We start from the raw sequence: 12,192 nt of genomic DNA, 5'->3' as shown, positions 1-12,192 counted from the left end.
GCTTATCCACCCTACGAAACCGGCTCCGTTGTAGGGTGGATAAGGCGCGCCGCTCGGTCTCGGGGACTCGGCACGGCGGTCGCGCGCGCCGCATCCACCAGAGGTCGCGCGGTGCCGCCCAAATTTGGAATTGCTGACCCGGTGCAGCACGACGGCAGGCGCCGGCCCCGACTATGGTAAAGTCGCGACCCAGCGATCGACACAGACACGGAGACTCCTGATGACCCTGCGGCACACCGTTCGCGCCCTGTATCTCAAGGCCCGCCTGATCGGGCCGGTCGCGCTGCTCGCGCTCATGGTCGGTTGCAGCCAGGGGCTCTACGAAAAACGGTTGATCGAGACCGACGCGTCACAGGGTCAGTCCTGCCGGAACCGGTGCGAGTTGCTTAAGACCCAGTGCCGCCAACGTCAGGAGACCCGCGAGCGCGCCTGCCAAGACTGGCACGCCCAGGCCAAGGAGGATTACGACCTGTGCCGCGGCGGCGGGGGCGGAAACTGCCGGCCGCCGGAAACCTGTCTGGGAGCGGATATGCGCATATGTGACCGGCAATACGAGGACTGCTTTCCCAACTGCGGCGGCCACATCGAGAAGCGGATCAAGATCAGTCCGGACACCCAGTCGAAGACCGAAATCCCCTCGGACAGCAAGGCGGCAACGACCAACTGATGGCGACCCGGAATAACCTCTTGCTCGATACCCTTTTGCCCCCATCCTGCTAGAATTCGCGAGCGCCGCGGACGTCGTTCCGCGCACTCCCCCACGAACTGCTAACCCGCCGGGTCAAACCCTGTCCCGGCGGCCTCGACCCTAAACCTGGAGGACAACTTCGATGGCCCAACTCTTTTCCGCCGACTGGATGAACGAACTCAAGGACGCCTGGAACAACGAACCCGAAGTGTGCGAGAAGCTGGCCGAGATCGGCTTCGACTCCGTGATCTACTGTGGCTTCAAGAATGAAGACAATCCCCGCGGCATCTTCGTGGTCGAAAAAGGCACCTGCGTGCGTGCCGGTGCCTGGACGGCGGGCGACCCGGAAGCCAACTGGGACATGCGCGCCGATCTCAAGGACTGGCTCAAGTGGGTCGAGAACGGCATCGGCATGGCCGGCATGGGCATCGCCTTCGCCACCGGCAAACTCAAGTTCAAAGTCGGCGACTACAAGGGCATGCTCAAGGACCCGCGCATGGCCAACCCCTTCGTCAAGAGCTTCGGCCTGATGCAACTCATCGGCGCTGACGAACTCGCCTGAGACATCCGCTGCCGGGCGGAAGCCCGCCGCCTCGGCGGGCTTTGCGCCACGGTTGACCGCCGTCAGAAAACTGCTGCGACGCAACCGGAGGCCGACGCTTTAGCGGGCGGCACCGCGACGTACGGCTAATGGCCATGGAGCGAACATCAGCCCCGAACGATGCATATCCCCGGGAGCGGCGTCCCGCCGCGATACGGTGCCGCGGTGACCTTGAACGCCGCAGTGACACGCCCGGCCCCATCGCGGCGGGACGCCGCTCCCACAGGGCCATTGCACCATCATGAAAGGTTGCAAATCCGGCACGCTACGCCACAATTGCAACCATGATCACCCGCCAAATCCAGCCCCTCCTGGGACGCCGCCTCCGCCAGTTCCCGGCCGTTGCCCTGCTCGGCCCCCGCCAAGTAGGCAAGACCACACTCGCCCGCACCTGTCCGGCTGCCGCAGGCGCACTGTACCTGGACCTGGAAAACCCGGCGGACCTTGAGAAACTGTCGGATGCACGCGGTTATCTGGACACCCGCCGCGGGCGGCTCACGATTATCGACGAGGTCCAGCGCGCCCCACACTTGTTCCAGGTGCTGCGGGGACTCATCGACGAACGCGTGCTTGCGGGCGAACCAGCCGGCCAGTTTCTGCTGCTGGGGTCCGCGTCGCTGGACCTGCTGCAACAATCGAGCGAGAGCCTCGCCGGACGCATCGCTTATCTGGACCTGATGGTCGACCTGCTGCTGGTGCGCCGCCTGCCGCCCTATGTTGCCAACGTGCGCAAGCGCCTCGTCAAGTCACCGAAGGTCTATGTGCGCGACAGCGGCCTGGTCCACACCCTGCTGCGTCTGGACGATCTGGACGATCTGCTGGGGCACCCCGTGGCCGGGGCGAGTTGGGAAGGGTTCGTCATCGAGACGCTCTTGCGCGCCGCCCCCGAGCGCACCCAGGCGAGTTTCTACCGGACCGCCACCGGCGTCGAGGTCGATCTGGTATTGGAACTGCCGGGCAACCGGCTCTGGGCCATCGAGATCAAGCGCGGCCTGGCCCCGAAAGTCGAGCCGGGTCTGCGCCAAGCCTTGGACGACCTCCACCCGGAGTGCGCCTTCCTGGTCTACGCTGGGGATGAGCGCTATCCGAAGGGCCACGGCATCGAGGCGATTGGGCTCAGAGGGCTCGCGGCGGAACTGGCGGGCATGGCTGACTGACCCGATGCGGTCCAGCGCGCACGGACGATCGATTTTGTACCACGCGGGCTCAACCTCCGGTGACCGGGGCGACGCGACCGGAGGTCGACGCTTAGCCTAAATTCGGCAGTTCGCACCACAAAGGCACAAAGATCACAAAGAAAGACAATGGGTTAATGTCATGATGCGCCTCACCTGGCTGGGGATCCACCATTTCAACGCAACACATTGAAATCCTTTGTGTCCTTTGTGTCTTTGTGGTGCAACTGCTCTTTCTAGGTTTAGCGGGCGACGCCGCCGCGTTCAGCTGAAACCTCGACCTCCCGTCTGTTGTGCGAGTGCGGCACGATCCGCAGGAGGCTGTAGGGGGCTTTAGGGGCGACTAAAGTCGCCCCTACACGTTGACGTTGGTACATCGTTTCCCGGAAATCACCTGAGCTCCGCCAGGATCTCCTCGGCCAGGGTGCGCAGTTCCGGGGGGGCACCGGCGAGGGCGTCCGCCGGGTCATCCGCCGCGGCGGCGCCCAACGCGAGGGCGAAGGGTTGCAGGAAGTCCGCCCAAGTGCCCGCCCCCATCAGATCCTTCAGAGACGACCCCAGACCGATGTCTTGGCACTCGCGGGCCTGCTCTTTGAGCCGGGAGAAGGCGTCCCGATCCCCTGCGGCGGCGGCCTGAGTCAGGCGATCCAGTGCATACAGCGCCAGGTCGCGGTTGCCGAGCCACAGGTGAGCCTGGAGCAGCAGGTGGGCATGCCCGAAGCCTAGGTTCACGGGCGGAGTCTCGGTCCCGGCGCCCTGCTCATCCGCCGCCTGGGCCAGCGCGACGGCTTGGCGGTAGGCCGTGCTCGCCTCTGAGTGTCGTCCCTGGGCCGCCAGCAGGCGTGCCAGGTTAACCACTGGATAGAGGTCCGAAGGGTCCAACTCGGCGGCGCGGCGGCAGGCGGCCTCCGCCTCGTCCGCGCGGCCGGGTTGCCGGCTCAGCAAGAAGCCGAGGTTGAACCAGGGGTCGGCGTCCTTCGGGTCGAACTCGGCGGCGCGGCGGTAGGCGGCCTCCGCCTCGTCCGCGCGGCCGGGCTGCTGGCTCAGCAAGTGGCCGAGGTTGCTCCAGGGTCCGGCGCCCTTCGGGTCGATCTCGGCGGCGCGGCGGTAGGCGGCCTCCGCCTCGTCCGCGCGGCCGGGCTGTTCGCTCAGCAAGAGGCCGAGGTTGTACCAGGACTGGACGTTCTTCGGGTCCAGTTCGGCGGCGCGGCGGTAGGCGGCCTCCGCCTCGTCCCCGCGGCCGGGCTGCTCGCTCAGCAAGCGGCCGAGGTTGTTCCAGGGCCCGGCGTCTTTCGGATCGACCTCGGCGGCGCGGCGGTAGGCGGCCTCCGCCTCGTCCGCGCGGCCGGGCTGCTTGCTCAGCAAGAGGCCGAGGTTGTTCCAAAGGCTGGCGACCTGCGGGTCCAGGTCCAGAGCACGCCGCACGACCATCTCCAGCCAGGCGTCGCGGTGATGCCGTGCAAACAGATCCGAGGCGAGCGCGATAGCCCGGAAGTCCTCGCCAAAGCACCTGATGATCTGGGTATGGGCCAGCTTGGAGTCCGGGCAGTCCGGAAAGAAGTCGCCGGACAGCACGGCATCCCGCACGGCATCGGCGGCGGCCCCTCCGTAGTCCTGCTCCCACCGCTCACGCTCGTCCTGGAGCGCACTGAGTCGGTGGCGGTATTCCGGCTCCGTGAGTGCTTTGGCCGCATCCGCAATGTGCTCCTTCTCCTGGAGCGTCAGTGACAGGCTGGACTTCACCGCCGCGATCCAAGTCCCGCGGGTGTCTTCCGTCAGATGGGGGCACTGGGCAAGGCGAGCGTCGAGGGCCTCGAATCGCGGCAGGTAGTCGTCGGCGGTGGCATATTCCCGATCCTCCCCGTCCAGCTCGAAAAGCTCGCCGAGGTCGGAACGGGTCCGGTCAGGCGCCCGGCGGGCGGCGCGGAAGACGGCCCAGTCCAGACGATAATGGTCGGCATCGCCATCGGGCAGGGCGAAGCTCAGTGCCCGGGAGAATTCGAGCTGTTCGCCGCGGCACAATCGGCCCTGCCCGTGCTGGCTCGCCCGGTGGCGGGCCAGCGCCGTCAGCTCGTCCCCGCTGTACCAGAGCCGCATGAACTCCACCAGCCAGGTGAGGCGCTGGCGCAGCCGCCGCGAGGCATAGCGCATCAGGTACCAGACATTGAACAGGCGCTCGCTGGCCTGGTAGCCGGCGCGCTTGGTGCCCGCCAGCGCTGCCTTCTCCACCAGCCCCTCGGCTTCGAGCCGGCCCAACTGGCCGCTGACGGTATTGGTGGCGATGCCGGATACCAGCCCCAAATCTCGCGCCGAGATCGGCGCCCAATGCTCCATCAGGTGGGCGAGCAGCTTGCGGGCCTGGTTGGAGAGCGCCTCCATGCGTGCCTTGTAGAGCGGGGTCATGGTGTCCAGGAGACGCCGCAGATCGCTGTGAACATCGTCCGCTCCGCCGGCCGCGAAGAGCTCGTAGAGCATGACGGTGGTGCGCGGGTTGCCCCCGGTGATGGCGCGCAGGGCCTTGAGCCGCTCGGGGCGGGCGTCGAGGTTGCGGACCATCTCGCGCTCGGCGTCCTCCCCCGTCAGTCCGCGCCCCGCACCGAAGGTCCGGGCGAGGGCCAGCATGGCCTGACGCATCTCGGCGACCTGGAGGGGGCGCAACTCCACCAGTTCAAAGAAGTCCCAGAAGGCGTCCTGGTAGGCGTGATCGGTCTCCAGCGACTGATAGCTGGCGCCAAGCCAGAAGATCCCCGGATCGTGGGAGAGCGTGCCGCGCAGCCGCCACAGGGGCGTCGCACCGCCGTCGACCTTGGCGGCCCTGACCCCTGGACCAGCCTTCTTGCCCTTGGCCGCCTTGGGCGCGCCGGGCTCGGCGGCCCCGGCCAGGTTGGACAGGAGCAGGTCGGTGCTGTCGATGAGCAGCAGCAGGCGCCGGCCGTTGGATCGCATCCAGTCCGCCAGGCCTTCCAAGGCGGCGGAATCCTGCGCGTCCGCCGGCAGCTCGCCGATACGGCGGATCTCGCCATCCAGCCGGGCCAGCTCATCGGTCGACGCACCCTGACGCTCCCTGGTATCGGCCAGGGCATCGAGCACATTGCGCCACAGTTCGGCCAGGGTGCTGACGGTGTATTGCTCTTCCGGGAAGGTGACCGGGACCCAGCGTTGCGCTAGATCCGCATCATCCTCCACGGCGAGCGCCAGACGGCGCAGCAGCGTGGTCTTGCCCATCCCCCGTGAGCCGGTGACCAGGACGTGCTGGGGAACGCGCGCGTCCGGGGTGGCGCGCAGCCGATCCAGCAGCCCCTGGAGCTCACGGGTGCGGACCACGAAAATGGACCGCAACTCGTCCGGCCCCCACAGGTGGGGGTTGTACTTGACGGTGGCGTTGAGTGCGACCCCCGCGGCGGCGGCCACTCTGAGCGGGATGGCGTCAACGGCCATGGTTGCGGCGCCAGTAGTCGCGCAGGATGAAGGAGGGGAATTGGATATGCTCACCGGAGGCGTCCAGGTAGCCGTCTTCCTCCAGACCAAGCATGGCCTGATCGAGCCGGGCCGCACGCCGGTCCGGGTCCGGCTTACCCAGGCGCGCCAGCACCTGGCGGCGGGTCAGTCCCTGGTCGGCGGTCGCCACGGATCCCAGGATGCGCAGGGTGAAGGTGAGGTCCGTAGGAGACAGGTCCCGCTCCAGGCGCTGGTACCAGTGGGTGAAGCGCGAGCGGACGGCCAGCAGCGCATTGAGCCCGATGGACCCCGAAAACAGGAAGCGGCACGCCAAGCCGCTCTGTTGCCGCCACCCGCGCAGCCAGGCAAGCAACCTGACCGTGTCGGGCTGGTCGCGCGCCAGCACCTTCTCCAGGAAGACCGACACCTCATCGACCAGCAACAACACCGGCGCCTGGGACAGCCGCTCCTGCAAGTGCCGAGCACTCTGTGACCAGGCGGCATCCGGCGGGGCCTGGAGCTCGATGCCACCGCCCAGGCCACCGGGAAGCGTCATATCGACCTTACGCAGCCGGGACATTAAGCGGTCGACCGCATCGCCCGCGCCACGCAGGTGCCCCGCGATGGTCTGGTCGGGGAAGGCGCGGTCCAGGGCATCGATAAAACCTGCGGGCGTGTCGACCCCGCCCACGTCCACGAGCCTGGCAAGCAACCCCTGTCCGGCGGCCTCGTCCGCCAGCCGCTGCAACAGCGAGGACTTGCCCAGACGCCGCGGACCGCTGAGAACGACATGGTCCCCCTCCAGATAGCGCCAGAGGTCCTGCCGCTCGTTCTCCCGGTCGAAGAAGGCAGCCCCCTCCGCTTTGTTACCCAGTGCTATCGACATCGCTGCAGTGCTCCTTAGAGACAGGATGGCGATAGTATTGCGTCATTTTTGTCGCACGTCAATATTGACGCATTTTGATTCGCGATCACGCGGCAGCGCGAGTCCTTTTCAGCGCCGCGGTGACGGTCACCAACCAGGGTCTTGCGGCCGGGCGACCTGGGATGCTTCAAGTCTGGGCAAAAGATAGCGTTTCGCAGGGATGTGCAGCCTTTGGGGACAAATGGGTCACCCTGGAGAGCCTCGCCGCAGGCGCCAGCACCACCGTTAAGTTCGACGGTCTGCCAGCCGGACCGGCCGGCCCAAAGACCTTACAGGCGTTCGTGGACAGTGCCTGCGAGACCGAGGACATCAACGATATCAACATCAGAAATCAGTCCACCCAGGCATACACGGTCGTCGAGTACGCGGATAGCGAACTGCCCAGCCGTGGTAGCTGGCGCCATGCCCTCCCGCAATAGGCAACTGGAGACGGGGCCAGAACCCCGTCTCCACCACATTTCGGGCCTTGCTTCCACGCTGGGGGGAAACCGGGCAGATAAGGGGCCAGTGCGGCTTGGCAATGTCGCGTAGTCTAGATCAAGCACTCCGTGGTCTGTTCCGGTTTCGCGACGTGGTCACCCGAACGCCGAAGGATGGGCAAACCGTACGCGATGGTCCGGACCTGTCGTGGCGTCGACCGGGCGTGCCCATCCGGACCGCGTCGCGGCCTGAAAATGGGCACGCTGCGCTTTGCCCATCAATCGTCGCTCAAGCCGACCCACATCAGGCCGGTAGGTCGGGTCAGGCGCGCCCTTACGCCCGTGCCATCTGCGCTGAACGCGGCGCGCGCCTTAACCCGACATGGCGCCCTAACCGTCGGGTTATGCTGCGCGAACCCGACCTACCCACTAACCCGACCTACCCACCGGCGGAGCTTCGACGCGAATCACCACGAGAGTTGGTCCGCCGCCGCCACTGGGCTATAGTCTGGTCATGCGCCACCCCATCGACCCCAAGATCGACTGCGTGTTCAAGGCCCTGTTGGGGGCCGAGGCCAACCGTCGGCTGCTGATCCACTTCCTGAACGCGGTACTCGGTGCCGACCTGCCCGCTCCGGTGATCGAGGTCGAGATCCTCAATCCGTACAACGAGCGGGAATTCCTGGACGACAAGCTCTCGGTGGTCGACGTCAAGGCCCGCGACCGGCTGGGGCGGGTCTTCCAGGTCGAGATCCAGTTGCTCATCCTGCCGGACCTGGCGGCCCTCATCCTCTACGGCTGGAGCGACCTCTATGCCTCGCAACTAGCGAGCGGTCAGGAGTACCGGGAACTCAAGCCGACCTATTCCATTTGGCTTTTGGGTGAAACGCTCAGGGTGGGTGTGCCGGAATACCGGCATTGTTTCCGGATGCGCGACGAGCAGGGTCGCCCGCTGATCGATCACGGGGGTATCTGGCTCCTGGAACTGGGCAAGTTCGCCGCCGGTCAAACCTGCACCGCGGACCTTGACGTAGCGACCGAGCTCGAGCGTTGGCTCAGATTTTTCAACGAGGGCGAGCAGCTCGATGCGGACGCCCTGCCGGTGTGGATGCAGACCGAGGAGATGCAGCAAGCCATGAGTACCCTGACCGGCTTTTCCGAGAAAGAACGCGAGTACCACGCCTACCAGGCGCGCCAGAACTATCTGCGCCAGCAGCGCAGCATTCAGCGCCGTCTCGATGAACTCGAGGCAGCGGGCGACCAGGCGCGGGCAGCGGCCGAGCAAGCGCGGGCAGCAGAGGAGCAAGCGCGGACAGCAGAGAAGCAGGCGCGCGCGGCGGCAGAGTGCGAGCGTGCCGCGAAAGAGCAAGAGCGGGCTGCGAAAGAGCAAGAGCGCGCTGCGAAAGAGCAAGAACGCGCGGAAAAAGAGGCCGCCTTGGCCGAAATCGAACGGCTCAAGCGGTTGTTGGGCACGCAACCAGGGACATCCTGAACGCACCGGTCGTGCCCGTGGGGGAAACCAGGGACCGGGAAACCAGGGACCGGGAAACCAGCGGGAAACCAGGGACGGGAAACCAGCGGGAAACCAGGGACAGACCACGGATTCCGGCGGACAACCGGGTAAAGACTCTAATTTATCGCCGCGACATCAGGGACTCCGTGGTCGGTTCCCGGTTTCGCGGTCCCCGGTTTCGCGATGTGGTCACGCGAACGCCGAAGGATGGGCAAAGCCCGCGTGCGCGACCGAAAATGGCTGGCGTAGCGATCACAAAACGACGCAAACCGTTGAGCGACTGCTTCCACAGGGCTCGTAACATCTTGACTCTTTTTAAAACAGCGTAGCTATAATCCGGCCCGGCCGCGTTGTTCCGCACCCAGTGCCGGTATACCGCGGGGGCGTGAGTCTTAACGATCCTTCTCATCGCCCGCAAGCATCTCGAGTCGGTCCAGCATCGACTTGGCCCCTTGCAGCTCGGGGAAAAGGCCCACTTGATCCTCAATGTCCCTGATGCGCGCTCGCGCCTTTTTATAATCCCCCTCGTCGATCACATCGAACACTGCCGATAAGCGATCCCCAGTCGCGGATTCGCGTTCCGGCGTATCCATGATCTGCTCGAGTATCCAGTTGCTGTCCATGCCCAGCGATTGGCTGACGGGCACCTGCACAATCTGTCCCGCTCGATCGCGCTGCAAGAGATGCAGCCAGCGCGGCGGCAAATGCCCGACGATCTGCGGAGAATGGGTACTGGGGCCTTGATCAAGATTCCGGCCACTTGGGCTCGCCAGGTGCGTAGTCAGGCCATCCTGGCCTGACACCCTCAGGGCTGGAAGCCCTGACTACGCATGCCGCTGGCCGGGATTACGATCAAAGCCGGTACTGGCAAAGAACTGCACCTCGGGAAACAACCCTTGGAGGTCCTGCACTACACGTCGCTGCCAGCGTGGATGCAGATGCAGATCCAACTCATCAATGAGGACGATACCGGGGGTCTTGGCGAGGACCTCCGCACCCAGGTGCGGATTGAGCTGGGCAGCACGGTAGGCCATGTCGCCGATCATGGCAACCATGTTGCGTTGGCCGTGACTGAGCGCACTGAAGGGAAGACGCTGTTGTCCCTCGATATCCAGCAGTAACCCAAGGCGCAGGTGGTAGTTCACGCTGATACAACCAGCGACGGACTGCCGGATCGCATCTTTTACGACTTGGAACTGGATCGACTCGCGCCGGTCCTGGACCGCAAGCTGTTGCTCGAACTTGAGCCAGCGCAGCAGTTGGCGCGGGCTGCAACGCGGGTCGAGGCTATCGCGATAGCCGGCGAGACTTGAAGCAAAGTCATCCGCGAGATCGTCCGGTTCGTCGTCTTCATTGACCGGTTGCGGCGGGTCGGGGAGAGCCGTTGCCAACTGCCCATTGGACCCTGCGGGTTTGCGATTCGTCATCATTGATGTCCTAATCGCAGCAATCTCAGCCCTCGTCATCTTTGGGCGCACCGGACTTCGGGGCTCCTGCCACGACCGACCGGTACCATAGTAGACGATCAACGGCAGCGTCTCCCGGCCGCCTTCGCGCACCGCTGCGACGACCCGCTCGGCAACTCGCTTCAGGGATTTGGCACCCGCGGTGTCGGTGCGGCTCCCGGCCAGGATGCGCTGCCAATGGATCGACTGGCCCATCGCCTCGCCCTTCACCGTGACGATGACCGGCAGTTGCCGTTCGATGCGCTGGGTATCGCCGAAGTCGATGACCTTCACCCGAATGTCTTCGCCCTTGATCGTCCGACTGACCGCCTCGGGCACCCCGAGAAACCAGGCACCGGCCGCCACTGCCAACGCATCGAGCGCCGAGGTCTTGCCCGTGGCGTTCCGGCCGATCAACAGATGAAAGGAGCCGTTACTCCCCGGCGCGTCGGCGGATCGCGGAAAGTCGAATTGGCTGTCTTCAAAGCCCTTGAAGTTGCGAAGGTGCAGATGATTAATGCGCATGAACTAAAGTGTATCTCATGCGTCGGGCAGCGTGGGCCAGCTCACAGCAGATCCTCGGCGCGCTGCAGCCCGCGCGTAGCGCGTGTCCACCATTGCGAGAAGCTCGCGCAGTGCCGCTCCACGGACGGGAACACGATCGGCGCAGCGTCCAGTTGTGCCACGGGCTGGAGCTGGCGCGTCACGTGCGAGTCGTCGACGCTGCGCACGCGCGCCGCGCCAGCCAGCGCGCCGGCCAGGTGGGCGGCGTCGACGGTCCAGCGCTCGGACGCCACCGCGGTCATGGCGGCGTCCACCCAGTGCCAGCGCGCCGCGGGCCAGGGCCAGGCCTGGTGATGTTCGCGCAGGTACAGACCGATGACCACAGCGCCGTCGGCCAGGTCGGGCGGCGGCGCACGCAGCGCCCACGGGTGTACCAGCCAGACCTCACGGCCGCGCAGCCGGTCGGCGGTGGCGGCGTCGGGCACGCGCAGGCCGAGGTCGGGGGGCGGTGCGGTCAGCAGCGGAGGCTCGGGCGTGGCGACTCCGTCGACCGTGCTGGCTATGTCGGCGCTCGCCGTTGCCACCCGCGCATCGCGCGCCATGCGGTCCAGCGCCTCATAGGACTGGTCGAGCACGGAGCCGGGGCTGTGCCAGTGCACCGGGGCGTAGCGCGCCCAGACATGGCGAAAGAACTCGCGCCAGCCCAGCTCGAACACCAGCTTGTGCTGCACCGGCAGCGGCTCGCGCTGCAGCACGCCGGCCAGCACGTCGCGCTGTGTGACCAGGCCGTGCGTCAGGTAGGGCGACAGGCCCGTTACCGCGCCGTCAAGGTGGTTGCGCGTGCGCGCGTAGGCGGCGGGCCGCACGCGCGCGATGCGCGCCAGCGCGGCGCCGCACGTGGGTGGGAGCGCGTCGGCCCAGGCCATCGGCGTGTCGGCAGGCTCATCGACCACGGTCAGGCCACTTCGCCGCGGCGGATGGCCGCGGCACGTTCGCGGATCGCCTGCCGCTGCGCATCGCTCAGCCGAGTCAGGTTCTTCACCTGTAGCGCCATCCGCGGGTTGGCGGTCAGCAGCGCCGTGTGGCGCATCAGGAAGTCCCAGTACAGGGTGGTGAGCGGACAGGCCGTGTCGCCCGTGCGTTGCGCGGGGTCGTAGCGGCAACCGTGGCAATACGGGCTCATGCGCTGGATGTATTTGCCGGTGGCCACGTAAGGCTTGCTGGCCATCAGGCCGCCGTCGGCGTACTGGCTCATGCCCAGGGTGTTGGGCAGCTCCACCCATTCGACGGCATCGACGTAGACCGCCAGGTACCAGGCATGCACCTGCCGCGGCTGCACGCCGTACAGCAGCGCGAACAGGCCGGTGACCATCAGGCGCTGGATATGGTGGGCGTAGCCGTGCGCCAGCGTCTGCGTGATCGCATCGCGCAGACAGGCCATGTCGGTGGCGCCGGTCCAGTACCAGGCGGGCAGGTCTTCCCGT

At 66.2% G+C, this 12,192-nt stretch carries 10 protein-coding genes and 1 pseudogene; 5 read left to right on the top strand and 6 right to left on the bottom strand.

Annotation, left to right across the window (positions count from 1 at the left end; genetic code table 11):
• Positions 1-220 precede the first annotated feature (220 nt).
• The 3 genes from QZY03_RS29685 to QZY03_RS29675 all read left to right on the top strand — a co-directional run bounded on the left by QZY03_RS29685 (position 221) and on the right by QZY03_RS29675 (position 2,446).
• Positions 221-667, top strand: a complete 447-nt coding sequence (locus QZY03_RS29685) for a hypothetical protein (protein ID WP_295587618.1) — start codon at positions 221-223, stop codon at positions 665-667.
• A gap of 163 nt (positions 668-830) precedes the next feature.
• Positions 831-1,250: an SCP-2 sterol transfer family protein gene (locus QZY03_RS29680; protein WP_295587615.1), complete on the top strand. Its 420-nt coding sequence runs from the start codon at positions 831-833 to the stop codon at positions 1,248-1,250.
• Between the two features lie 323 nt (positions 1,251-1,573).
• A complete protein-coding gene (locus QZY03_RS29675; protein WP_295587613.1) occupies positions 1,574-2,446 on the top strand; it encodes an ATP-binding protein in 873 nt (290 codons plus the stop codon).
• 408 nt (positions 2,447-2,854) lie between these two features.
• On the opposite strand, the gene QZY03_RS29670 is transcribed toward QZY03_RS29675, so the two are convergent.
• Together QZY03_RS29670 and QZY03_RS29665 are read right to left on the bottom strand one after the other, a co-directional pair.
• Positions 2,855-5,902, bottom strand: a complete 3,048-nt coding sequence (locus tag QZY03_RS29670; RefSeq protein WP_295587611.1) for a tetratricopeptide repeat protein — start codon at positions 5,900-5,902, stop codon at positions 2,855-2,857.
• Positions 5,892-6,788, bottom strand: a complete 897-nt coding sequence (locus QZY03_RS29665; RefSeq protein WP_295587609.1) for a hypothetical protein — start codon at positions 6,786-6,788, stop codon at positions 5,892-5,894. Before QZY03_RS29665 ends, QZY03_RS29670 begins: the two co-directional genes overlap by 11 nt.
• A 161-nt stretch (positions 6,789-6,949) precedes the next feature.
• Here QZY03_RS29665 and QZY03_RS29660 point away from each other — a divergent pair, with 161 nt between their 5' ends.
• Together QZY03_RS29660 and QZY03_RS29655 are read left to right on the top strand one after the other, a co-directional pair.
• Positions 6,950-7,246, top strand: a complete 297-nt coding sequence (locus tag QZY03_RS29660) for a hypothetical protein (RefSeq protein ID WP_295587607.1) — start codon at positions 6,950-6,952, stop codon at positions 7,244-7,246.
• Between the two features lie 514 nt (positions 7,247-7,760).
• Positions 7,761-8,738: an Rpn family recombination-promoting nuclease/putative transposase gene (locus QZY03_RS29655; protein WP_295587605.1), complete on the top strand. Its 978-nt coding sequence runs from the start codon at positions 7,761-7,763 to the stop codon at positions 8,736-8,738.
• 413 nt (positions 8,739-9,151) lie between these two features.
• Here the strand turns inward: QZY03_RS29655 and QZY03_RS29650 are convergent, their stop codons facing one another.
• The 4 genes and pseudogenes from QZY03_RS29650 to QZY03_RS29635 all read right to left on the bottom strand — a co-directional run.
• Positions 9,152-9,463 carry a hypothetical protein gene (locus tag QZY03_RS29650; RefSeq protein ID WP_295587603.1) on the bottom strand — a complete coding sequence of 104 codons (312 nt, stop codon included), beginning with the start codon at positions 9,461-9,463 and terminating at the stop codon, positions 9,152-9,154.
• A gap of 120 nt (positions 9,464-9,583) precedes the next feature.
• Positions 9,584-10,729, bottom strand: coding sequence for an AAA family ATPase (locus QZY03_RS29645; RefSeq protein ID WP_295587601.1), 1,146 nt, complete (start codon positions 10,727-10,729; stop codon positions 9,584-9,586).
• A 41-nt stretch (positions 10,730-10,770) separates the two neighbouring features.
• Positions 10,771-11,661: a deoxyribodipyrimidine photolyase gene (locus QZY03_RS29640; protein ID WP_295587599.1), complete on the bottom strand. Its 891-nt coding sequence runs from the start codon at positions 11,659-11,661 to the stop codon at positions 10,771-10,773.
• A gap of 2 nt (positions 11,662-11,663) precedes the next feature.
• Positions 11,664-12,192 (bottom strand): annotated as a pseudogene (locus tag QZY03_RS29635) (cryptochrome/photolyase family protein); the annotation flags it as partial.

The organism is uncultured Lamprocystis sp. (assembly GCF_903933125.1).
In the GTDB taxonomy this organism is placed as follows: domain Bacteria; phylum Pseudomonadota; class Gammaproteobacteria; order Chromatiales; family Chromatiaceae; genus Thiodictyon.
The sequence above is the reverse complement of the archived record's forward strand: the minus strand, read 5'-3'. Positions and strand labels throughout refer to the sequence as shown.